Origin of the sequence: Aquirufa sp. (genome assembly GCF_044342065.1) — a bacterium.
Lineage (GTDB): Bacteria > Bacteroidota > Bacteroidia > Cytophagales > Spirosomataceae > Aquirufa.
In genome coordinates, this window is the sequence record NZ_JBIIQN010000032.1 from 1 (window position 1) to 24107 (window position 24107).

Below are 24107 nucleotides of genomic sequence, written 5' to 3' on the forward strand. Positions count from 1 at the left end.
CGTAAATCCATTTATAATACCCTTGGGTGTATATTGGAAACTTTTACTACTTAATACAAGATTTAATGAGCGGTATTTTTTGATTTTGACTAAACATTCGCTTAAGCCATTGTAAATATTGGATTCGAAGTTCTGGAACAATATCGTAGAATCTGGTCCAAATTCTTTCACATCAATATCGAGGATCAATAGTTTATCTTTAGGTATTTTGGATAGAATATTGGATACACTCATATTAAAATGAGGCAAGATGATGTAATGATTATACTTACCTAGGTTATCATTAATTAGGTTTTCAAACAGCTTAATATCATGATAATGAAAAAATAAAGTGTGCGTTGTCCCTTCACCTAATGACTCCAAAATGTTTTCAAGCAATATCTCTTTATAGGGTGTAAGGGCATCCATTAAAATAAAGATATTCAAAGCACTTCTTGTGTCTGTCGATGCAACATAAAAACCCTTTCCATGATGTGAGTTGATTAAGCCACGCTCTCGCAATTCATCATAGGCTTTAGTAACGGTCATCCGCGCCATTCCAAATTCATTTGCCACAACATTAATCGATGGCAATTGTTTACCTCGTTCTAATTGGCCTGAATCTATCGCATCAACAATACTATCAATAAGTAGTTGGTACTTTGGTTTATTACTTTGTGGATCAAATTGTATCATGCTTTAATGAATAATAATTTGATTTTCTATTTCTTCTAAAGTAGCACCTTTAGTTTCTGGCATAAGAAATTTGACATAAACTAATTGGCCCACCATCATAAATGCAAAAAAAGCAAAGATATATTTCTCACCAAATAAAGTTGTAAAAATTGGAAAAAAATTCGTTATCAAAGCAGCTAATACCCAATGTGTTAGTGATCCCCATGCCATTCCACTTGCCCGAACTGAATTAGGAAATATTTCAGAAATAAATACCCAAATTACGGATCCCTGTCCTATAGCATGCGCAGCAATAAATGCAAATATATAGATTGGCACCCATTCAAAGGAATTACTATAAAAGGAAAAGGCAATTAAAGACAAGGAAATTATATAGCCTAGTGAGCCAACGTACATTAAAACTTTCCTTCCGACACGATCAATAAAATACCAGCCTAACAAGGTAAAAATCAAGTTTGTCACTCCAATGCCAGCTGATTGCAATAAAGCACTTGATTTGTCTAAATGCGCTTTTTCGAAAATTCTAGGTGCATAGTATAAAACGGCATTGATGCCTGATACTTGATTGAAAAATGAAAATAAAAAGGCTAATAACAAAGGTCTATAGTATTTCTTGGTGAATACATTTTCATTTTGTATTGATTCAGACTTTTTTTCTAGTATTCGTTTAATCGTAGCATCAGTTTCTGTATCGACCAATGACAGTATTTTTTTAGCATTTGCTAAGTCGTTGCGTTGCAATAAAAGGAAAGTAGGACTTTCAGGAGTAAATAAAATCAGAATGGAGAATAATAGACTTGGAAGTGCTACAATAGCCAACATATACCTCCAATCATTTTCTCCTAATCCATTTAAAAAATAATTTGAAACATAGGCTATTAATATTCCCAACACGATATTAAGTTGAAACGAAATAACAAGTTTTCCACGGTGTTTGGCGGGAGCAATCTCAGATATATATATCGGAGCCACTACGGAGGAAGCGCCAATACCTAGTCCTCCTAAAAATCGAAAAATCATGAAACTGGCAACATCGTTTGCTAAAGCAGCTCCTATCGACGAAATTAAAAAACTTAATCCAATCCAAAATAGTGTTTTCTTCCGTCCAAACTTATCAGCCGGTATCCCGCCAAATGCTGCTCCTATCACCGTCCCATACAAAGCGGTGGCCATCGCAAAACCGTGTGTCCAATCATCTAATTGCCATAATTCCTTGATTGTTTTTTCAACACCTGAAATCACCGTCATATCCATACCAAACAACATTCCACCTAATCCCACTGTGATGGACCAAAAAATCACATACTTATTCATAGAAACTTAATTTGTACTTTAAATTAGCAAACATTTCAAGATAATCCTTTGTAATAATTGGACTATTTGGTATTAAGAATGCTTTTTAGATGAGTAATATAATAGATGCTCTGGAGAGATGTATTGTTTAAACTCATCAATAAACTCATTGGGTTCCATTTTTTCAATTTCTGAGACGAATGATTGAGGCGTAATTCCTGTAAATTTTTTAAATGTATGATTGAAATGGGCAGTATCATAAAAACCCAAAAGATCAGCTAATTCTTGATTTTTTGAGCTTTTGTTTTGAGCAAAATACGCTAGTGATTGATTGATGCGCCTAATTTGAAGATAGTCTTTTGGCGTAATTCCTGTTAACTCAATGAATGTCCGAGTTATTGTTTTATATAGCGCTGCGTTTATTTCCTTTTCAGTTTCTAATATATCAACAAACTGTTGAAGTCTTTCCCATTTTTTAATTCGATGTGGTAGAATTAACGGGGTGATAAATGTTTCAAATATCTTTATCCGCTCTTCAAACGTTATTTTAGATTTTAGATTAAGTAAAAGACCGTTGGAATCACTCCCTAAATACTGATTTAATCCAATATTGGTGTTAACAAAATTTTTAAATGAAATTTCGCTAAAACATGCTAAACCGCCTAGTTTAAATTTAATACCAAAAATGTGGTTGCCAACTTGATGTTTGTAATAGGTAGGAAATGTATGCAAAGACTCAATAAGTGCACCTTCAATGGGACTAAATTCACTTGGCGTTTGTACAGCTCGGAAATAGGTATTTCCCAGGGAGAATGTAATTACAACTTGGTCTTCAGGAAATATAGTTTCTATTGCATAGGGAATATCACTTGCATTTTCCATTTTTTTCTCCCAAAAATGGTCTATATAATTAGCTAGAATACCTTCAGGTTTTTTGTAGTGTATTAACATCTCTTAGCTATTTAATATATTTTTTTGCCACAGTACTCGCGGTAAATCCTAGAATGATTAATAGACTCATTGCTTTTTGTAAATCAAAATAGTCAGCTATATAACCTATTACGACAGGTCCAATTAAAAATCCAATGTATGCAATTGTCGAAACACCGGCAATAGCTATTGATGGGGCAATATTTTTTTGATTGCCTGCTTCAGAATAAATCAAAGGAACAATGGTAGATATACCCAGTCCAGTTAAAAAACAACCTATTATTTTAATTTCTATTTGGGGAATAAACAGGTTTATCACCATGCCTAAACTGATTAAAATGCCATTAAGCATTAATACATTTTTTACACCAAATTTATGAGACACATAATCACCGCTTAGCCTCCCAATAACCATTGCCAATGCGAAAGCTGAAAAGCCAATGGTATTGGCATAAAATGAATTTGTTACATTTTCTTTAAAATATAAAGTAATCCAGTCAGCCATAGCGCCTTCACATAGCATACCACAGAAAGCTACCAGCGCTAAAATCGTTAAATATGAACCTAGATTCCAAAAAGAAGTAGTGGGTGATTCTTTATTTTTCTCATTCAGTTCACCGTGTAGCAGATTAGGCACAAAAATTGGAATACTAAGCAGGTTTACGAAAGCTATAATATTAAAATGTGTTTGGAAATCATATCCATGTCGAGATAGATAGCCACCAATGATTGATCCAAGCATTAAACCAATAGAAAAAACTGCATGAAAAGAAGACATGATAATTTTATTCATTTTAGCTTCTAAAGCTACCACTTGTGTATTCATGGCAATATTTAAAATGTCCCCAGCCATACCAAATAAAAAGAGACAGGCAAACAACATATATGAACTATTACTTAAGCCTATGACTGGTATAATAATTATATAAAGCAATACAGCCACAATACAGATTATCCGAGAGTTAAATAATGAAATAAGCCAACCAGCTAAAGGCAATGAAACCAACGAGCCCAATGGCAGTCCCATTAAAATAGTGCCTAATGCTGAATCTGATAACGACAAAAAATCTTTAAAATCCGGGATACGAGTAGCCCATGTAGCAAAATTTAAACCACACAAAAGGAATAATATACCTATGCTGAAGCGATTTTTGACAATTTTTGTCATGACAAAAGTCTGGATTTTACGTCTAGCCAAGAATTTACACGCTCATATTCTTGTATATGTAAATTATGTGGCGCTGTAAATAGGAGTGGGGTTCCGGTAAATGTCTTTAAATTATTTTCGTGGTCATCGATTAAATAATCAGCTGATATCATATGTTTATGACCACAAAAAACAATGTTTTTCCAACTAATAAAAGGAAAATGCATATTCATCCAAGTAAGTTTTTCCTTCAAAGAATTAGGAAATTCAGTGGCAGCTGATACAATGAATATTTCATAATGGTCCATCAGAGATTGAATAACCTCGACGGCATCAGTTTTCACAGGAATATCAGCAAAAAAACCGGGTTCCCATAAAAAATCATTATTTGCCATATAGATATCATAGAAGGCTTGTTTCTCTTCACTTGATGAAGTAATTAAACCTTCATACGAATATTCACTATGCACCCGCTCATTTATACATTGAATGATTTTGACAGATGTATCCGCCATTACGTCATCCATATCAATTGCTATTCTTTTCATAAAGGCTTAAAATAAAAAACTCCCCAAATATGGGGAGTTTTAAGTTAAATTTCTAATGTATGATTACATCATGCCACCCATTCCTCCACCAGGAGCATGTGAGTGCGGTGCTTCATTAGCAGGTTTGTCTGCGATAACACATTCAGTAGTTAATAACAATCCAGCAATTGATGCTGCGTTTTCCAATGCTAAACGTGTAACCTTAGTAGGGTCAATGATTCCCGCGGCAATCATATTTTCATATTTATCTTCGCGAGCGTTGTATCCATAATCATCTTTCCCCGCCTTTACTGCATTGATTACAACGGATCCTTCACCACCAGCATTAGCAACAATTGTCCGCAATGGAGACTCTACCGCTTGACGAATGATGTTAATACCTGTTGTTTGATCTTCGTTTTCTCCTTTCAGTCCATCCAATGAGCTAATTGCACGAATGAAAGCAACGCCACCACCGGCAACTATACCTTCTTCAACGGCCGCACGTGTAGCATGTAAGGCATCGTCAACACGATCCTTTTTCTCCTTCATTTCAACTTCTGTAGCTGCTCCAATGTAAAGAATAGCTACACCACCTGATAATTTTGCAAGACGCTCTTGTAGTTTTTCACGATCATAATCAGAGGTCGTATTTTCTATTTGAGCTTTGATTTGATTAACACGGTTTGTGATATCATCTGCTGAACCTGCGCCATTAACAACAGTTGTATTGTCTTTATCAATGATAATTTTCTCAGCTTGACCTAAGTATTCAATAGTTGCGTTTTCTAACTTGAATCCACGATCTTCAGAAATAACGGTTCCGCCTGTTAAGATGGCTATATCTTCCAACATAGCTTTGCGGCGGTCACCAAATCCTGGAGCTTTTACTGCAGCAACTTTCAATGCACCTCTAATCTTATTTACTACTAGCGTCGCTAATGCCTCTCCATCTACATCTTCAGAAATAATTAACAAAGGACGACCTGTTTGAGCAACACTTTCTAAAACAGGAAGTAATTCCTTCATTGAAGAAACTTTTTTCTCTGAAATTAAAATGAAAGGCTTTTCCAATTCTACTTCCATTTTCTCAGTATTAGTAACAAAGTATGGAGATAAATATCCACGATCAAATTGCATACCTTCCACTGTTTTTACTTCAGTCTCTGTGCCGCGTGCCTCTTCAACGGTTATCACACCTTCACGACCAACTTTATCCATGGCCGATGAAATCATTGTGCCTATTTCAAAATCGTTATTAGCTGAAATAGTAGCCACTTGTGCAATTTCATTGGAAGTTGTAATTGGACGAGATTGGCCTTTTAAATTGGCTACAATTGCCTCTACTGCTTTCTCAATACCTTTCTTAAGATCCATTGGATTCGCACCTGCAGCTACATTTTTTGAACCAATTGTATAGATGGCTTGTGTTAATACTGTAGCAGTTGTTGTACCGTCACCAGCCTGGTCAGCGGTTTTAGAAGCTACTTCCTTTACTAATTGCGCTCCCATGTTCTCAACAGGATCCTCCAATTCAATTTCTTTTGCAACTGAAACACCATCCTTAGTAATTGATGGAGATCCAAATTTCTTATCAATAATTACATTACGACCTTTAGGTCCTAGAGTAACTTTAACAGCATTCGCAAGGGTATCGACCCCTCTTTTCATCTTTTCGCGCGCTTCGCTATCGAAATATAATTCCTTTGCCATGATATATTAAAATGATTTTAGGTTTAAATAAATTACAATACTGCAAAAATGTCAGACTCACGCATGATTAAATAATCTTTTCCTTCAATCGTGATTTCAGTTCCAGAGTATTTGCCATACAATACTTCATCGCCTACCTTAACAGTAATAGGCTCATCTTTTTTCCCATTTCCAACAGCTACAATGATTCCTTTTTGTGGCTTTTCCTTTGCAGTATCCGGAATAATGATTCCAAATGCTGTTTTTTCTTCCGCAGCAGCAGGTTCAACGATAACGCGATCCGCTAATGGTTTGATAGTTAATTTTGACATGTTATAAAAAATTTAAGATTAGTAACTTGTAATTCCTATTTAAAACAGAAATGCGTGACTACATAATCAACATGTATGCCACGCATTAAAGACTGAAAAATTGTCAGCTAATTATTTTTTTGCGGGTGCTGGTGTTGGAGACATAGGAGCAGGAGCTACCGGAACGGTTTTCGATGATGCTTTTTCTACGTTCACAGATTGCGCTGAATCTGTAGTACCATTTGATACGGTAAAGTTGGTTACTAAAACCAAAATCAATATTGTTATGGAAAACCCCCAAGTCAATTGTTCAACTAAATCACCTGTTTTTTGAACGCCAAACATTTGCGTAGCACCTGCTGAACCAAACTCTCCACTGATTCCTCCTCCCTTAGGATTTTGTACTAAAATCAAAATAATTAGCAACACTGAAAAAAGGACAATAAGGGAAATTAATAGCGTAAACATATCTATTCGTTTATAATTTGTTTTAATTCTGAAATTCGAGTTGCAAAGTAAAGCCTTTTTTCAGGTTTTGCCAAGATTAATTGCTCATATATATCAATTGCTTGTTGATATTTTTGCTGCTTAACTAAAATAATGGCGAAGGTTTCTGATACAGGTGGGGTCCAATCTATTTCGGAAAGGTCTTCTGAAGAATTATATTCCTCAACAGATTGTCCTTTTTTTGGTCTAGGTAATGAGGGGAGATTTTTTAAAAATTCTTCAATAATATCTGATTGATTGTTTTCAACAAACAATCCTTTGTTTACTTCAGGTGCATTATAATGAACATCATGAAAATGTCTTCGGATGGGTGAACATAATGCTGTTTTTCGTGCATTAGAATCTCCTTGGTTAAAATTCCAATTTAATAAATAAAAGAATGGATATACTTCTTGATCCCCCAAAATAAATGCAACAGCTTCTGCGTCTTCTCGATCAAAACGATTTAAGAAATACCATAATTGTTGTGCCTTATTCTTTTCCATTACCAATCTCCAGCTATTTTATTGAACAAATCCAAAATTATTTGATCGGTTAATTTGGGAATTAATGACTTTTCAACTTGAGTTAATGTTTGATTTTGTGGAAAGTCTTGATAAAATGAAAACTCCTGTTCAAAATTCTTAGTATCATCTAATCGATTACTTACGCTGAAGTTAATCCGCATAGTTAATCTATTTAATCCCGCTTTATCGTCTGTAGTTGGAGCTTGTGGAGTTAATTCAAATCCAACGATGGTGCCTTCTAGAAGTAAATCGGGATTTTGATTGGTTAATTTTAGCGTTGTATTTCTTTGGAAATATTCTTTTAACTGCTCATTAACTGTTAATCCTAAATTAGTTGGGCCACCAGCAATTTCCAAACGAATATTATTAATTTGAATCGTCTTAATATCAGCCGAAAGACTAGCACCTTTAAAGCTGTAACATCCTTGTAATCCCCAAATAAAAAGTAAGCCTATAATATTTTTAGGCCAAATCTTCCAAATCATATTGTTTGATTTTACGATATAAAGTACGCTCAGAAATCCCTAAATCTCTAGCTGCATGTTTTCTTTTATTTTTATTCTTCTTTAACGCTTTAATTATAATTTCTTTTTCTTGTTTTTCTAATGAGAGCGTTACGTCCTGACTCGGTGATATTACTTCTTCGTAATGGGAATCTATAGGATCTTCATGGGCATAAGAAACTTCAACAATTGGCTCTTCAATTCGCTGCATAGGCAAAGCCAAACCTTTGTTGAATTCATCTGAATTTTTTAAATCAGCAAATAAAGATGGATTTTCGCTAACGATATCATACCCTGCATTATTCCCGGATTCAATAACTTTTAATAGTATCTTTTTTAATTCAGTTACATCACGCTTTAAATCAAATAAAATTTTATACAATATCTCCCGTTCATTTATTCCTTCGGTACTTTGAAAGAAATCAGTTTTTACTACGTTTGATTTTATTTTGGGTTCATTAAATGCTAAATATTCTTGTAACTTTTCTTCATCTACGATACGATCTCCAATCTCCAAAACAGAAATTTGCTCTGCTAAATTCTTAAGTTGGCGAATATTACCCGGAAAATGTTGCTTTTGTAATAACACTTTCGCCTCATTGGTTAATGAAATAGGTTTTACCCGATGCGATTCTGAAAAATCTGTAGTAAACTTTCTGAATAATAGTTCAATATCTTGTCCTCGTTCTCTTAAGGGTGGAACATAGATGGGAACGGTACATAATCGATAATATAAATCTTCTCTGAATTTACCTCTGCTAATGGCATCTTGTAAATTTAAATTGGTAGCTGCAACGACCCGAGTATTGGTTTTTTGAACTTTTGATGATCCGACGCGGTAAAATTCACCATTTTCTAGAACTCTTAATAATCTAGCTTGAGTACCCAAGGGCATTTCTGCAATTTCATCTAAAAAAATTGTTCCTCCATCCGTAACTTCAAAATATCCTTTTCTTGCTTCAATGGCACCGGTAAATGATCCTTTTTCGTGTCCAAACAATTCTGAATCAATTGTTCCCTCTGGAATGGCTCCACAGTTTACTGCAATAAATTGACCATGTTTTCGCTTGGAAAGTGAGTGAATAATTTTAGAAAAAGATTCTTTTCCTGATCCACTTTCGCCAGTAATTAGAACGGTCATGTCAGTAGGTGCAACTTGTTCCGCAATTGATATGGCATGCAAAAGGGAAGGGGAATTCCCAATAATCCCAAATCGCGCTTTTATAGCTGTTAAATGACTTGTTTCCATTGATATTGTATTTATACAATTTCACCAATTAAAGTTCCCGTTGTGCAGGATAAAATTTTAACTTGCACATATTCTCCGATGCTTTCATCTCTTTTAGGAAATACCACCACCTTGTTTGAGTCAGTTTTTCCATAATGATGAAGATTTGATTTCTTAGAATTTCCTTCCACAAGCACTTTTTCAACACGTCCAATTAATCTTTCATTTCGATACCCTGAATGTTTGCGCTGTAAGTCAATTATTTCACTGAGTCTTTTTGATTTAACTTCAGCTGGAATATCATCGGCATATTTTTTAGCTGCGGGTGTTCCTGGGCGTTCAGAATAAGTAAACATATAGCCAAAGTCATATTTTACTTCCTCAAGTAACGCTAAGGTATCTTGATGTTCTTCTTCTGTTTCTGTGCAAAACCCTGCAATAATATCATGTGAAATACCGCAATCTTCGCCTAATATATCACGAATCGCCTTAATGCGCCCTAAATACCATTCGCGTGTATAGGTGCGATTCATCAATTCCAATATTCGATTATTACCACTTTGAGCTGGAAGATGAATATTTTTACAAATATTTTCATACTTAGCCATGGTATAAAGCACTTCATCTGTTATATCTTTTGGATGAGAAGTTGAAAAACGAATACGTAAATCGGTATTGATTAGTGCTGTTTTTTCAAGCAATTGAGCAAAATTAACCGATTCATTTGTCGAAGGATTCTTCCAATGGTATGAATCTACATTTTGACCTAAAAGGTTTATTTCTCTATAACCTTGATTAAATAGTTGGGTACATTCATAAAGAATAGAGGATAAATCGCGGGATCTCTCTCTTCCTCTAGTAAAAGGTACGACACAAAATGAACACATATTATCACAGCCACGCATGATGCTTACAAATGCTCCAACGCCATTGGAATGCAATCTTACAGGTTCAATATCACCATAAGTTTCTTCTTTGGAAAGAAAAACATTGATAGCCTTTTGCCCATTTTCAATCTGGTCCAATAAATTGGGTAAATCTCGATATGCATCCGGCCCAGCAACTAAATCTACGAGCTTTTCTTCTTCGATAAGTTTTGTTTTGAGCCTTTCTGCCATACATCCTAAAATACCGATAGTAACATCCGGTTTTTTAGATTTAATAGCTTTGAAAGCTTGTAATCTATGTCGTATTTTATTCTCAGCATTGTCGCGAATCGCACATGTATTTAATAAAATGGTATCAGCTTCTGAAATATCAGAGGTTGTGCCATAGCCTTTGTTGATTAAAATGGATGTTACAACTTCTGAATCTGCGAAATTCATTTGACATCCATAGCTTTCGATGTACACTTTACCCAAAACATTTGTTTGCGTAAAATCGGTTGAAATTCTTGGTGAATCCAATGCTTCTTTTTCCTCCGTAGATAAAACCTTTAACGCTTGCATAGAATTAATAAAGACTGCTAATTGACTTGCAAAGTTATGACATTTTGTCAGAGAATACTATTGAAGTATACCAGAATTTAAGTAAATAACTTGATCTGATTGTTTGGTTAATGACTCATTGTGTGTTACCATAATGATTTGTTGACCATAGGTTTGTTTTACCTGTAAAAACAACTCATACAATGATTCTGCATTTTTATTATCAAGATTTCCAGTAGGCTCATCTGCTAAAAGTAAAGCAGGTTTATTTATTAATGCGCGCGCAACAGCAACACGTTGCTGCTCTCCACCAGAAAGTTGACTTGGATATTTTTCGACTAGGTGAGAAATGCCTAAATGCTGAATAATTTCTTCGAAATATTGCGTTTGTTCATCTGTAATTTGCCTCTCGCGAATAAAGAGCGGAAACTTTATATTCTCGGCGCAGGTAAATTCACCTAACAAATTATGGAATTGGAATACAAAACCTAACTGTAAATTGCGAAAGTTCGCTAGTGCACTTTCTTTTAACCCTTCATACGAGGTTCCATTCAATGTAACACTACCAGAATCGGGTTTTAATAAAAGTCCAATTATCTGTAATAGCGTACTTTTACCTGAACCTGATGGCCCCAATATTGATACCAATTCATTTTTTTCTACCGTCAAATTTATATTGTTAAGAATCAATTGGGTTCCGTAGGATTTGGAAATGTTTTTTAATTCTAACATTTTATTGGCTTTTTTTGAGAATTTAAAAGAGATGAGCGAACTTTTTAAAACTTTAGCAAATAAATAGTAATTTCACGAAATTAAAATTTTTACTAAATGAATATTCACGAATACCAAGCAAAAGAAATTCTTAAAGGCTACGGGGTAAGAATTCAAGAAGGAATAGTTATCGATAAAATCGAGGATTCGATTTCGGCAGCTGAGGCATTGAAAGCGCAAACTGGTACTGGTTGGTTTGTTGTAAAAGCACAAATACACGCAGGTGGTCGTGGTAAAGGTGGTGGTGTTAAACTAGCGAAGAATTTAGATGAGGTTAAAGAAAAAGTATCCCAGATATTAGGGATGCAGCTAATTACTCACCAAACTGGTCCGGAGGGTAAAAAGGTAAATAAGGTATTAATTAGTGAGGATGTGTATTATCCAGGCGATTCTGAGCCTAAGGAATATTATATCTCTATATTGTTAGATCGTGGGCGTGCTTGCAACGTAATTATGGCTTCAACTGAAGGCGGTATGGATATAGAGGAAGTGGCTGAACATACACCTGAGAAGATAATAAAGGAGTGGATCGACCCGCGTGTTGGGTTGCAAGATTTTCAAGCGCGTAAGGTAGCATTTATGTTGGGACTGAGTGGTCAAGCCTTTAAAGAAATGGTTAAGTTTATTCAATCACTTTACCGTGCTTATGTTGAGACTGATTCATCCATGTTTGAGATTAATCCGGTATTGAAAACTTCTGATGATAAAATATTAGCGGTTGATGCAAAAGTTAATTTGGACGATAATGCATTATATCGTCACAAAGACTTAGCTCTTCTGCGTGATATTGAGGAAGAGGATCCTTTGGAAGTAGAGGCCTCTGAAAATGATTTGAATTACGTAAAATTGGATGGTAATGTGGGTTGTATGGTTAACGGTGCTGGTTTAGCTATGGCGACGATGGATATCATTAAATTGTCAGGTGGTGATCCTGCAAACTTCTTAGATGTAGGGGGTGGAGCAAATGCTAAGACCGTTGAGGCAGGATTTCGTATTATCTTGCAAGATCCAAACGTTAAGGCAATTTTGATTAACATTTTTGGCGGAATCGTTCGTTGTGATCGTGTTGCTAATGGTGTGGTTGAAGCATACAAGAATATAGGAGAAATTAATATTCCAATCATTGTTCGTTTACAAGGTACAAATGCTGAAGAAGGGGCTGCTATTATTAACAACTCGGGTTTGAAAGTATTCTCGGCAGTTTTGTTGAAAGATGCGGCTAGATTGGTTTCAGAGGTTTTAAAATAGTGTCTAATGAAGATTATCTGTGTGGGTAGAAATTACGTTGATCACATTAAAGAATTATCAAATGATAAGCCTACTGATCCTGTAATTTTTATCAAACCTGATACTGCCTTATTAGACGCCTCACAAGCTTTTTATTATCCCGCGTTTTCTACTGATGTACATTATGAGTTAGAATTAGTATTTCGTGTTGCTAAAGTGGGTAAAAACATTCAAGCTGAGTTTGCTCATAAGTATATTGACGCTGTTGGCTTAGGTATTGATTTTACTGCCCGGGATATACAAAGTAGGTTAAAAGATAAGGGTTTACCATGGGAAAAAGCGAAGGCATTTAATGGTTCAGCTTTTGTGTCAACATTACGGCCGCTTACTGAATCTGATTTTACGAATTCCATTGATTTCGAATTATTGAAAAATAATGTTTCGGTTCAAAAGGGAGATTCAGATTTAATGATTTGGAATATTTGTGAATTGATTGCTGATATTTCACAATATTTTACACTGAAAACAGGTGATTATATATTTACGGGTACTCCAGCAGGTGTTGGTCCGGTTCAGAAAGGTGATCAATTAACTGGCTTATTACAAGGAAATAAATTATTTGAATTAGCAATTAAGTAATATGGCATTAAACATTGGCTCTACAACTCCCATTACAGAATTCATAGATTCTTCAGGGAATAAACAAGTACTTATTGGCAAAAAGACGGTACTGTATTTTTATCCCAAAGATAATACACCAGGATGTACGGCTCAAGCGTGTAATTTAAATGAAAATTTAGATTACTTAACTGCCAAGGGCTATCAGGTAATTGGCGTTAGTACAGATTCAAATAAGTCTCACGATAAGTTTATTTCAAAATTTCAATTGAAATTTCCTTTAATTTCAGACGAGTCACATCAGATTGTAGAAGCATTTGGCGTATGGGTAGAAAAGTCAATGTATGGAAAAAGCTATATGGGCATAGCGCGGACCACGTTTCTCATTGATGAAAAAGGAGTAATTAGCGATATTATAACGAAGGTGGATACTAAGAGTCATACGGAGCAAATCCACTGATTGAATTATTATGCAAAAAACAGAATTACAAAAAGTAGCATCTCAGGTACGCCGAGATATTTTACGTCAAGTACATGGATGTCAATCTGGGCACCCCGGGGGATCTCTCGGTTGCACTGATTTATTAGTTGAGTTGTATTTTAATTCAATGAATTTACGCACTGATTCAACGGGAAATGTTGAGTTTCATATGAATGGCCTAAATGAAGATGTGTTTTTTCTTTCAAATGGACACATATCGCCCTTGTTATATAGTGTTTTAGCTCGTCGTGGTTATTTTCCTGTTTCAGAATTAGCCAGTTTTAGGAAATTAAATTCCCGTTTACAAGGCCATCCTACACCTCATGAACATTTAGAAGGGATAAGAATAGCATCGGGATCTTTAGGTCAGGGTTTAAGTGTAGCAATCGGTGTTGCACAAGCAAAAAGATTAAATGGTGATTCTTCCCTTGTTTATTGCCTAATGGGTGATGGTGAGCAGAATGAAGGTCAGGTTTGGGAAGCAGCTATGTATGCGCCACACCATGGAATAAATAATCTAATTGCTTTTATTGATGAGAATGGCCAACAAATTGATGGTCCTACTGAAAAGGTAATGAATAACCTTGATTTGGAAGCAAAATATAAAGCTTTTGGTTGGCAAGTTTTGCGTGTTGATGGAAATGATATGGAAGCATTATCTACGGTAATTCAACAAGCCAAGTCTATACTCGTTAATAATAAACCTGTTATGGTTATAATGAAGACCGAAATGGGTGCGGGAGTAGATTTTATGATGCATAGTCACAAATGGCATGGAGTAGCGCCTAATGATGAGCAACTTGCTGCTGCTTTAGGTCAATTAGAAGAAACTTTGGGAGATTATTAATTTATAAAAATGGCTTTATTTACCTACGATACTAAAAAAGATACACGTTCTGGCTTTGGAGCCGGAATGGAGTATTTGAGTCTTAATAACCCTAAAGTGGTAGCTCTTTGTGCTGATTTAATTGGTTCTTTGAAGTTGGAGGCTTTTATTAAAAATTCACCTGAACGTTTTTTTCAAACTGGAATTGCTGAGGCTAATATGATTGGATTATCGGCAGGTCTCGCGATTGGTGGGTACATACCATATGCTACGACATTTGCCAACTTTGGTACTGGGCGTGTTTATGATCAAATTCGTCAATCAGTAGCCTATTCAGGAAAAAATGTTAAGATTGCTTGTTCACATGCTGGCTTAACACTAGGGGAGGATGGTGCTACGCATCAAATTTTGGAAGATATCGGCTTGATGAAAATGTTGCCAGGCATGGTGGTAATTAATCCTTGTGATTATAATCAAACAAAAGCAGCGACCATAGCTATTGCAGAATATGAAGGCCCTGTTTATTTACGTTTTGGACGGCCTGTTGTTCCTGTATTTACGCCTGAAAATCAAAAGTTTGAGATTGGTAAAGCACTTCATTTAATTGAAGGTAACGATGTTAGTATTTTTGCTACTGGACATTTGGTGTGGGAAGCGATTGTTGCAGCCGAGATATTAAAAGAAAAAGGCATTCACGCTGAAGTTATAAATATACACACGATTAAACCGTTGGATACACAAGCTATTCATGCATCTGTTTTAAAAACAGGATGTTTGGTGTCTGCTGAAGAACATCAGATAAATGGAGGTTTAGGTGATTCGATTGGCCAATATTTGGCTTTGAATTTACCAACGCCTCAAGAATTTGTGGGTGTAAATGATTCATTTGGCGAATCGGGTAAACCAGCCGATTTAATGGAGAAGTATGGGTTGAATGCACAATCAATTGTTGATAAGGCAATTAAAGCTATCAGCAGAAAAAAATAAGTAACTAAAAAGGGTAACCAATCCCTATATTAAATTCAATTGGGTTCTCTCCACTGCTAAATGAAGTTTTTGGGAGAACCCATTTTTCTTTTGAGGTGTAAGCTGGATTTATCGCTTTTGAAGCTAAATCAAGTCGTAATAAAAAATAGTCAAAATCCCACCGTACGCCGAAACCTGTACCTACAGCTATTTCATTCAAAAATGTATTTACATTAAAGTAACCCACGTTATTACCTTGTCCATGATTGATATTCCATATATTTCCAGCATCTATGAACAATGCTCCATTTATTTTTCCTAAAAACTGTATAATTGGAAATCTATATTCAATCGAACTTTCAATAATCATACTCCCTGGTTGTTCGATTAAATTACTGGAGGCATTGTAACCACCTGGGCCTAGCCTTCTTGGTTTCCAAGCTCTAATACTGCTTGGGCCACCTATAAAGAAGTTTTTCTCGTACGGCAATTCAAAATTATTCTCAGTACCGTAGGCATAGGCAATTCCGGCGTTGAGTTTAAACGCCAATTGACTTTTTAACCTTTTTCCAAGCATTCTATATTTACGGTAATCAAAATTCATACGGAGGTAACGGTAAAATAAAATTTCTTGATTTTGCCCAAACATATTTTCTATGAACGCCAATTTTTTATTTTGCAATAAGTTTAAACTTGTTCCTCCTGATTCTAGATTTATAAGTAATGATTGGCCGTTATTTAGAATATTTGTAGGGATAAAAGAGCGGTAATTATACTGGAAGTTAATGCTAGAAACAAAACTTGGATTAAAACTTCGATATAAATTATTTCCTTGTAAACGTAATTCCTCTAAGTAATCAATAAAAGCAGTAGATGTAGGTGTACTCGGATAGTTTGTATTTAATAAGTTTAAATCAACTAAGGATAATTGAAAATATTTGTTTGTTGATTTTCTCCAATTATACCGTTGAAACAACCTCAAATTTGTTCGGCTGTATTCAGGGCGGTCAATGTAATCGAAACCAAGACCTACTTGGGTTTGAGATGCCGTTAAATTTGTCTTCCACCGATCAAATTTTTTAGGTATAAAAAGTGAAGGAAGATTTAACGTACTTGATAGATTAAATTCTAGATTCTTTCTTGTGGTTTCTGTATTGATAAAGCCAGTTTGTGCTTCAAAACCTATTCTACCGGTAAAATCTAAATAATCAAGATAGGAGAAGACTTGACGAATCTTGAAAGAATTGGATATAAATGGACCAGGTATACCACGGAACACACTTCCACCTACCTCGGAAGAAAAGGTATATTTATTGTTTTTTACTAATTCAATTTTAGGATAAACTTTAGTAGCACTTGTATCAAAGGTTAAGTTGACAGTTTTAAACTGGTCAGTAGCATATATGTTTAACAACGATTGGTTAACTTTCTCCAAAGAATACAAGTCACCTTCTTTAAAATTTATAATTCTTTTAAGTTGATTAGAATTTATGGATTTCTTAACCCAAGTACTTGATTCATCAGCTTGATTTAGACTAGTCTCATCTATTTTCAATGTACCAAATCTGAAAACTTGATCATATCTTCTTGATTCAGAATTAACATAATTTAAGGCGGGTATTTTATACACAAGATTTACCTTCGACAAGGTAGTATCCTTTAAATCGTTAAGGTGAATACCAATAACCTCCGGATTGAAATAAAAGTATCCTTTATTTCTAAAATAATTGGTTAAAGCGTCTTTCTGTTGGTTAATTAAATTGATAGAGAGTGCGTTTCCTTTTTTAATTAAACTTTTCGTTTCCATGTAGGATGCTAAAGAAGTAGCAATCTGAGGATTATCAACAATTAATGAATCTTGAGTTGAAAAAACACTTTGCTGCCCTTCGGAAATTTTATATTCTATGCTTTTCTTTTCGTTCTTGTTGGAAATTTGAACAGTTAATTGTGGTCTTAAAAATCCATTTTTTCGATAAAATGTTAATAAATTACCCTGGATATTGGCTATTTCATTGGTATCTACCAAGGAAGGTGCCCGTTTGAAAAATTGTAATGATGATTGTTTAATACCTAACGAATCTTTTTTAAACCGTTTTCTATTTAGGTAAGAATTTAGACGAATAAACAGGAAAGACTTATTACTTTCTTTTAATCCACTTATATTTGCTTTTATATCCTCCGTAGACAATAATTTATTTCCTTTAAGAGAAATTTTGTGAACGGTATTACTCGGCAATTGATACGATGTCAAGGATTGACATGAATTACAAATGAACCATAAACTAAAGACCAATACAGCGTATACCTTTTTCACAATTTCTTAATGCTAACGAATAGACAAATAAAGTTAATTAATTCCCTACATTCTAAAAAAGGAAGAATTGATAATCAATTATTTTTGGTAGAAGGGGAGAAGGCCATATTGGAATTAGTTAATTCAAAAGTGCCCATTGAATTTCTAGTGATTTCAGATTGGCAAGCTGCTAAATATACGGAACTCATCAAGCAAGTAGATGTATACATTGAAGATGAAACCAATATTACTAAGTTATCATCACTCGTAACCAATACGTTTGGTTTTGCAGTTGTATCGATGAAGTATTTTTCTTTTGATTTAACGTATTCTAACGAAGTAACTGTTGTTTTGGATGGAATTCGTGACCCTGGAAACTTGGGAACTATTATCCGTATATGTGATTGGTATGGCGTAAAGCAAATATTACTATCTCCTGATTGTACCGATTTTTTTAACCCAAAAACTATTTCAGCCTCCATGGGCTCATATGTACGAGTTAATTTTCAGTATCAAGAATTAGCTGAGGTGTTTGAATCCAACCCTAGTATTCCTGTCTTAGGAGCCTTACTTGAAGGTTCTGATGTGCATAGTACCAAATTTCCAAATTCTGTATTTCTACTATTCGGTAATGAATCTACCGGTATTAGAGAAGAAAACATGAAATACATTACCCAAAAAGTTACCATTCCAAGATATGGAATGGCTGAGTCACTTAATGCTGGTATATCAACAGCTATCTTTTTAGATAACCTAAAGCGCAATTAATCTTCTTTGCTGAGATAGGACTCGATTGCATAATGTGCTAAATACAAAACAGGCGTAAAAAGGATTGCAATCACAAATTTATACAGGTAATTATTTAAGGATACATTAAACCATTGTCCTAAAGACCAGTTGCCAAATAAGTAAAATGCCACACCGATTACCAAAAAACTGTCAATTAATTGTGATATTAACGTAGATCCAGTAGCACGTAACCAAATCATTTTAGAGCCTGTTTTTGTTTTTATCTTTTCGAATACAATTGCATCAGTTATTTGACTTACTAAAAATGCAAGTAATGATCCAGTAATTATTCCGAGGCCTTGACGAAAAATACGACTAAAAGCATCATTAATATTGAAATTGGTTTCACCTCTATTGGTCTCAATCCAAAAATCTGCCGGTATTAATAAGGTAGCGAGGTAAATAATAATAAAGGCATATGCAATTAATCCTGCCGTAGTATAGGAGATAAATTTAACGCCTTTTTTCCCAAAGTAATCATTAATGATGTCTGATACAATAAAAACAATAGGCCAATTCAATGCCCCGGCGGTTTGATTTAAATCCCAAGATGTTCCCCAAAATGTAGGTAAATGTAAAGGTTGAAAACCTAAACTTCTTTCGATACTTACGATTTTCACGCCTATAATTTCAGCGATAATCGCATTCGTTAGAAATATTCCAAAAAGAAATATAAATAATTTTTGCTTTCGTGAAAATTGATGAAAAATCATATTCGATGATTATCAAAATGTAGGGCAATTTTATCCAATGCAACAGTTAATTGCTCTACATGAGGTAGGAAAACAATACGAAAATGGTCTTTCTCTTGGTAGTTAAATCCTTGTCCACCCACGACTAGTATTTTTTGTTCTTCTAATAATGACATTACAAAATGATTATCATCTTCAAAATCAAATTGCAATAAATCAAACTTAGGAAACAAATAAAGTGCACCCTGAGGTTTAACACATGTTACGCCAGGTATAGAATTTATTTTTTCATGGGCTAAATTCATTTGACGAGCTAAACGTCCAGTAGGCAGAACGAGGTCATTAATGGATTGATAACCGCCTAATGCTGTTTGTATACCAACTTGGGTGATCACGTTAGCACATAAACGCGTACTAAATAAAAAATTTAAACCCTCAATATAACTTTTAGCTTTATGTTTTGCGCCAGTCAAAATCATCCAACCACCTCTGAATCCTGCAGCTCGATAGTTTTTTGATAAACCACCCATAGTACATATCAAAATATCATCGCTTAATCCTGCAGCAGAATGATGCTGCTGATTGTCATACAGGATCTTGTCGTAAATCTCATCCGCAAATAAAAGTAATTTGTGTTTCTCGGCAAGTTTAACAATTCTATCGATGGTCTCTTTTGTATATACGGCTCCAGTAGGGTTATTGGGGTTTATTATTACCAAAGCCTTAGTTTTGGAGGTTATTTTTGATTCAATATCACGTATACTGGGATTCCAATTAGCCTCCTCATCACATTTATAATGAACCGCTTTGCCACCGGCTAAACCAACGACAGTTGTCCACAAAGGATAGTCTGGCGAAGGTATTAAAACCTCATCATCGGCATTTAATAGGGCGGTTAGTACCAAGGAAATTAATTCACTTACTCCATTACCAATATAAATATCCTCGATCATTATGCTTTTAACACCTTGGTTTTGGTAGTATTGCATAACAGCCTTTCTAGCGGCAAATAATCCGCGAGAATCTACGTATCCTTGAGCATTACGAATATTAACAATAATATCGTGAACTATTTCATCTGGTGTTTCGAAACCAAATGCTGCTGGATTACCAATATTCAGTGAAGTGATTTTGTATCCTTGATTTTGTAAAGCAATGGCTTTTTCGTAGACAGGACCTCTTATCTCGTATTTCAGATTATCTAAACGTGTACTTTTGTATATATCCATCAAATTGTAATAGAAATGTAAAAATAGTAATTTACTTTTGATAGTTACTTTGCATACAGCATGATTTTTAAGAACAATATTTACATTATTGTGATGGTATTTATAGTTACCATCGGATTCCAATACTACCGATACCGTAGAATTACGATAGGTAAAATTAACATTTCGGGTTTGTTGTTACTAAAAATACTTATTAGATCCCTTATCCTTATTTTGTTTTTAATTCTGTCAAATTTTTATTTTCATTTTACTTTCAAACAAGATGTTTCTTTGCCTAAAGCAATTTTTGTCGTGCAATCAAACAAAACTGAAAATTTTTCTTTATCGGAGGATGATGCCATTAACATCCTTACCAGAATAGGTGAATCAAAATTTAGTCAGATAGAATTGTTAGTGTATGATTTGAGGAATAAAAAGTTTCATGTTTATATTCCTTCAACTTCCGAAACTACTTTTAGTCATTTATTGAAAATTGAACGTGCAAGAAAAGTTGCGCTTCCAGAAATTCATAAGGTGTTTAAGGTAGATATTACTCCTTTAAATCATATTGAATTATTTCATTTAGAAGGTCAACAATGGAAGTTGAGTGATTCTAATCAAGAGGATTTCAATTTATTGCATTTACTCGACGAGGATAATGAATTAATCTCGTCAAATATGCTACATTATTTATTATTTTTGATATTATTTTTGTTGACTATTGACCTCGGTTTAAAATACCGTATCCTTAAAATATAAGCGTGTTTACAACCTATTTTTATATTGTTGTTTTGTTTTTTCAGACTTTTCTTGCTGAAAGTAATTTTCAATACAACACTAAGATACGTCTAGTTAATCAGCACATTGCTAGTAAAAACTATAAGGAGGCTTTACAATTAATAAAGTATTTGCAAGTTAATAGCATCTTTACAAATAATGATGTCGTTAGGATAGATAGAATCCTATCAATCAAAGAAAATAAATCAAGTTTGCAAGCTGATTTTACCGCGAGGAATTTAGAAGATCGTGTTGTGAAATCTTTGTTGCTTTATCAAAATCGTGATTTTGAGAATTCCATAGAATTTACAAAGTTGAGCCTTCAAGAAACTAATTCGACAGATTCGATTATCAAAATATATGAAATCATCAAAGAAAAAATTCCCGAACAAAATCAGCTAAAATCTCAAAAAGTAAATGTAACAACTTCAAATAAAATGTATTTGAAGGATGCTATGAATTTACTAGAATTGATGAAGCGCAAAGAAAAAACACTTTTTTAAAATACATAAGTATGTCAAAATCTCCGTTGGAATTTCCTAAGCAAGAATCCTTTTATCGTGGTAAAGTACGTGATGTTTACTATTTTGGTAATCACTTATTAATGATTACTTCAAATCGTATTTCAGCTTTTGATGTTGTATTACCCAAAGAAATTCCATTCAAGGGTCAGGTTTTGAATCAATTAGCTGCTCATTTTTTAAAAGCAACTTCTGATATTGTACCTAATTGGTTACTGGCATCTCCTGCTCCCAATGCGGCTTTTGGCTTAGCGTGTAAACCTATTCCTATAGAAATGGTGGTAAGAGGATATTTAGTAGGTCATTTGTGGAGAGAGTATAAATCTGGAAAAAGAATTGTTTGTGGGGTTAAATTACCAGAAGGTCTTTTGGAAAATCAAAAATTGCCGAATCCTATTATTACACCTACAACGAAGGCTGTAAAAGGGCATGATGAAGATATTTCTATTGAAGCGATAGTCCAACAAAATATAGTTTCTTCAGCTGTAATGGATGAACTTATACTAAAGTCACTAGCATTGTTTGAGCGTGGTCAACAAATGGCTAATGAGAAGAATTTAATCCTGGTTGACACAAAATACGAATTTGGTTTTCATGGCGGTTCAGTCATGTTGATGGATGAAATCCATACGCCAGATTCTTCACGATATTTTTATAAGGAGCCTTATCAGACTTTATTTGAAAAAGGGGAACCACAAAAGCAACTTTCTAAAGAATTTGTACGCGAATGGTTGATTGCAAACAATTTTCAAGGTAAGGAAGGTCAAAATGTGCCTGAAATTAATGATGAATTCGTTAATCAAATTTCTGAACGTTATATTCTTCTTTATGAAGAAATTACGGGCAAGAAGTTTATAAAAGAAAGCTTAGCTTCTAATTACGTAGAGAATATTTATAATCAAATTTCATTATATATTTAATATGTCAACAAAATTTTACCAACTAGAACAGAATGAAAGTTATGCATTAATTGATTGGCTAGGAGATAGCCTAATTCAAGAAAATTATGAAGAACTAGAATTGGCGGTGCGTATTCTTTTTAAAAAAGAATACACCAATATGATATTAAATATCTCCAAAGTTCAGCAATTCGATGGTTTTGGTGTTTCATCTATTCGTAAGGCTACTAAAATTTGCACCAATGAATTAGGATTATTTGTTGTTGTTTCTAAAGACGAAGAACTTGTAGAGCGCTTGGATCAAGCAAAGATTGAAAATTTGACAATAATGAATACCGTGCAAGAGGGAGTAGATGCCATTTATCTTAATGATCTTGAAAATGATTTTGAAGATGAATCTGATGCCAATACGGACGAATATGGCATCGATGGTGCAGATTATGGAGATGATTATTGATTAAGAATAGGATAATTTTGAGAATAATTATATCGCAAAAGTGATATTTGTTAATTCAGTATATTATTTTGTAATAATTGATTTTAGCCAAATTTATTTTTAGTTAAATTTGAAATACTGGGGTATTCTATTGAATATTCGTAAAGATTACAATTAATCTCAAAGTGCAATCTTTTATTTTTTGTTGGAATAATTATATATTATTATGAATAACTTGTCCGGTGAGGGTCTTTACAGAAAAGAATTTGAACATGATGCGTGTGGTATCGGTTTTGTAGCGAGTATGAAAGGGATTAAATCCCATCGTATTGTTCAAGATTCACTTCGTATGCTGATTCGCATGGATCACCGGGGCGCATGTGGTTGCGATCCAAATTCAGGAGATGGGGCAGGTGTACTGCTACAGATTCCACATGAATTCTTTCTGGAAGAATCGCGTAATTTGGGCTTCTCTTTACCAGCTCTTGGAAATTATGGAGTTGGTATGATTTTTTTTCCACAAAATGAAAATTTAATTAAAGAGTGTAAAGAAGTTATCGAGAGAAAGGCGAAAAAGTTGAATCTTCGTCTAATTGGCTATCGAATAGTGCCAGTAGATAATCGTGATATTCAAGGAGCAGACTCGGGTAATGCTGAGCCTTCTATTCAACAGTTATTTATTGAACGTCCTGAGACTTGCAATAGTGAGATAGAATTTGAACGTAAGTTGTATATTTTTAGACAATACGTTACCCGATTATTAAATGAAACCATACCATCATTAGAGGATAAGTTTTATTTTACTTCCTTGTCATGTCGTACGATAATTTACAAGGGAATGTTAACTACCTTACAAG

General features: G+C 34.3%; 26 protein-coding genes and 1 pseudogene. 11 read left to right on the top strand and 16 right to left on the bottom strand.

From position 1 onward, the window contains the following. The 13 genes from ACIQZ2_RS10025 to ACIQZ2_RS10085 all read right to left on the bottom strand — a co-directional run. A partial coding sequence (locus ACIQZ2_RS10025; RefSeq protein WP_395768720.1) for a GntR family transcriptional regulator occupies positions 1 to 675 on the bottom strand: 675 nt, incomplete at its 3' end. A 3-nt stretch (positions 676 to 678) separates the two neighbouring features. Continuing rightward, positions 679 to 1989: a sugar porter family MFS transporter gene (locus ACIQZ2_RS10030; RefSeq protein WP_395768721.1), complete on the bottom strand. Its 1311-nt coding sequence runs from the start codon at positions 1987 to 1989 to the stop codon at positions 679 to 681. Between the two features lie 72 nt (positions 1990 to 2061). Then, on the bottom strand, positions 2062 to 2919 hold the full coding sequence (locus ACIQZ2_RS10035) for a helix-turn-helix domain-containing protein (RefSeq protein WP_395768722.1): 858 nt from the start codon (positions 2917 to 2919) through the stop codon (positions 2062 to 2064). A gap of 7 nt (positions 2920 to 2926) precedes the next feature. Beyond that, entirely contained in the window at positions 2927 to 4066 is a 1140-nt protein-coding gene (locus ACIQZ2_RS10040; protein WP_395768723.1) for an MFS transporter, read from the bottom strand. Then, positions 4063 to 4593 (bottom strand): 5'-3'-deoxyribonucleotidase, encoded by a 531-nt coding sequence (locus ACIQZ2_RS10045; RefSeq protein ID WP_395768724.1) that lies wholly within the window; start codon positions 4591 to 4593, stop codon positions 4063 to 4065. The genes ACIQZ2_RS10040 and ACIQZ2_RS10045 overlap by 4 nt, the downstream gene beginning before the upstream one ends. Positions 4594 to 4656: 63 nt before the next feature. After that, a complete protein-coding gene (groL, locus tag ACIQZ2_RS10050; protein WP_395768725.1) occupies positions 4657 to 6285 on the bottom strand; it encodes a chaperonin GroEL in 1629 nt (542 codons plus the stop codon). A 32-nt stretch (positions 6286 to 6317) separates the two neighbouring features. Beyond that, positions 6318 to 6596, bottom strand: a complete 279-nt coding sequence (gene groES / locus ACIQZ2_RS10055) for a co-chaperone GroES (RefSeq protein WP_315575528.1) — start codon at positions 6594 to 6596, stop codon at positions 6318 to 6320. Between the two features lie 111 nt (positions 6597 to 6707). Further along, positions 6708 to 7043: a preprotein translocase subunit SecG gene (gene secG / locus ACIQZ2_RS10060; RefSeq protein ID WP_395768726.1), complete on the bottom strand. Its 336-nt coding sequence runs from the start codon at positions 7041 to 7043 to the stop codon at positions 6708 to 6710. A 2-nt stretch (positions 7044 to 7045) separates the two neighbouring features. Next, positions 7046 to 7567, bottom strand: a complete 522-nt coding sequence (locus tag ACIQZ2_RS10065) for a hypothetical protein (protein ID WP_395768727.1) — start codon at positions 7565 to 7567, stop codon at positions 7046 to 7048. After that, entirely contained in the window at positions 7567 to 8073 is a 507-nt protein-coding gene (locus ACIQZ2_RS10070; RefSeq protein WP_395768728.1) for an LptE family protein, read from the bottom strand. Before ACIQZ2_RS10070 ends, ACIQZ2_RS10065 begins: the two co-directional genes overlap by 1 nt. Beyond that, a complete protein-coding gene (locus ACIQZ2_RS10075; RefSeq protein WP_395768729.1) occupies positions 8051 to 9340 on the bottom strand; it encodes a sigma-54 interaction domain-containing protein in 1290 nt (429 codons plus the stop codon). The genes ACIQZ2_RS10070 and ACIQZ2_RS10075 overlap by 23 nt, the downstream gene beginning before the upstream one ends. Before the next feature lie 11 nt (positions 9341 to 9351). After that, entirely contained in the window at positions 9352 to 10767 is a 1416-nt protein-coding gene (gene miaB / locus ACIQZ2_RS10080; RefSeq protein WP_395768730.1) for a tRNA (N6-isopentenyl adenosine(37)-C2)-methylthiotransferase MiaB, read from the bottom strand. A gap of 57 nt (positions 10768 to 10824) precedes the next feature. Further along, the gene (locus tag ACIQZ2_RS10085) at positions 10825 to 11478 is read right to left on the bottom strand and encodes an ABC transporter ATP-binding protein (protein ID WP_395768731.1); all 654 of its coding nucleotides are present in this window, start codon (positions 11476 to 11478) and stop codon (positions 10825 to 10827) included. A gap of 96 nt (positions 11479 to 11574) precedes the next feature. Between ACIQZ2_RS10085 and sucC the strand changes: the two genes are divergently transcribed. Genes sucC through ACIQZ2_RS10110 form a run of 5 tightly spaced genes read left to right on the top strand, consistent with a single transcriptional unit; the run spans position 11575 to position 15656 of the window. After that, complete coding sequence (sucC, locus tag ACIQZ2_RS10090; protein WP_395768732.1) at positions 11575 to 12765, top strand: ADP-forming succinate--CoA ligase subunit beta; 1191 nt, start codon at positions 11575 to 11577, stop codon at positions 12763 to 12765. A gap of 6 nt (positions 12766 to 12771) precedes the next feature. Beyond that, positions 12772 to 13383, top strand: coding sequence for a fumarylacetoacetate hydrolase family protein (locus ACIQZ2_RS10095; protein WP_395768733.1), 612 nt, complete (start codon positions 12772 to 12774; stop codon positions 13381 to 13383). Position 13384: 1 nt separating this feature from the next. After that, positions 13385 to 13822, top strand: a complete 438-nt coding sequence (gene bcp, locus ACIQZ2_RS10100) for a thioredoxin-dependent thiol peroxidase (RefSeq protein WP_395768734.1) — start codon at positions 13385 to 13387, stop codon at positions 13820 to 13822. A 10-nt stretch (positions 13823 to 13832) separates the two neighbouring features. Continuing rightward, on the top strand, positions 13833 to 14690 hold the full coding sequence (locus tag ACIQZ2_RS10105; RefSeq protein WP_395768735.1) for a transketolase: 858 nt from the start codon (positions 13833 to 13835) through the stop codon (positions 14688 to 14690). 9 nt (positions 14691 to 14699) lie between these two features. Beyond that, a complete protein-coding gene (locus tag ACIQZ2_RS10110; RefSeq protein WP_395768736.1) occupies positions 14700 to 15656 on the top strand; it encodes a transketolase family protein in 957 nt (318 codons plus the stop codon). A 4-nt stretch (positions 15657 to 15660) separates the two neighbouring features. Here the strand turns inward: ACIQZ2_RS10110 and ACIQZ2_RS10115 are convergent, their stop codons facing one another. Next, on the bottom strand, positions 15661 to 17886 hold the full coding sequence (locus tag ACIQZ2_RS10115; protein WP_395768737.1) for a BamA/TamA family outer membrane protein: 2226 nt from the start codon (positions 17884 to 17886) through the stop codon (positions 15661 to 15663). Positions 17887 to 17958: 72 nt separating this feature from the next. Between ACIQZ2_RS10115 and ACIQZ2_RS10120 the strand changes: the two genes are divergently transcribed. Next, positions 17959 to 18696 carry an RNA methyltransferase gene (locus ACIQZ2_RS10120; protein ID WP_395768738.1) on the top strand — a complete coding sequence of 246 codons (738 nt, stop codon included), beginning with the start codon at positions 17959 to 17961 and terminating at the stop codon, positions 18694 to 18696. Here the strand turns inward: ACIQZ2_RS10120 and ACIQZ2_RS10125 are convergent. After that, positions 18693 to 19430 (bottom strand): queuosine precursor transporter, encoded by a 738-nt coding sequence (locus ACIQZ2_RS10125; RefSeq protein ID WP_395768739.1) that lies wholly within the window; start codon positions 19428 to 19430, stop codon positions 18693 to 18695. The two genes, ACIQZ2_RS10120 and ACIQZ2_RS10125, sit on opposite strands and share 4 nt — an antisense overlap. Beyond that, positions 19427 to 20638, bottom strand: a complete 1212-nt coding sequence (locus tag ACIQZ2_RS10130; RefSeq protein WP_395768744.1) for a pyridoxal phosphate-dependent aminotransferase — start codon at positions 20636 to 20638, stop codon at positions 19427 to 19429. Before ACIQZ2_RS10130 ends, ACIQZ2_RS10125 begins: the two co-directional genes overlap by 4 nt. A 291-nt stretch (positions 20639 to 20929) precedes the next feature. On the opposite strand from ACIQZ2_RS10130, the gene ACIQZ2_RS10135 reads away from it, so the two are divergent. The 5 genes and pseudogenes from ACIQZ2_RS10135 to ACIQZ2_RS10155 all read left to right on the top strand — a co-directional run. After that, entirely contained in the window at positions 20930 to 21376 is a 447-nt protein-coding gene (locus tag ACIQZ2_RS10135; RefSeq protein WP_395768740.1) for a hypothetical protein, read from the top strand. Between the two features lie 2 nt (positions 21377 to 21378). Next, a complete protein-coding gene (locus tag ACIQZ2_RS10140; RefSeq protein ID WP_395768741.1) occupies positions 21379 to 21897 on the top strand; it encodes a hypothetical protein in 519 nt (172 codons plus the stop codon). 11 nt (positions 21898 to 21908) lie between these two features. Then, positions 21909 to 22835: a phosphoribosylaminoimidazolesuccinocarboxamide synthase gene (locus ACIQZ2_RS10145; RefSeq protein ID WP_395768742.1), complete on the top strand. Its 927-nt coding sequence runs from the start codon at positions 21909 to 21911 to the stop codon at positions 22833 to 22835. A 1-nt stretch (position 22836) separates the two neighbouring features. Beyond that, positions 22837 to 23271, top strand: coding sequence for an STAS domain-containing protein (locus tag ACIQZ2_RS10150; RefSeq protein ID WP_395768743.1), 435 nt, complete (start codon positions 22837 to 22839; stop codon positions 23269 to 23271). Between the two features lie 205 nt (positions 23272 to 23476). After that, a pseudogene (locus tag ACIQZ2_RS10155) lies at positions 23477 to 24107 on the top strand (glutamate synthase subunit alpha); the annotation flags it as partial.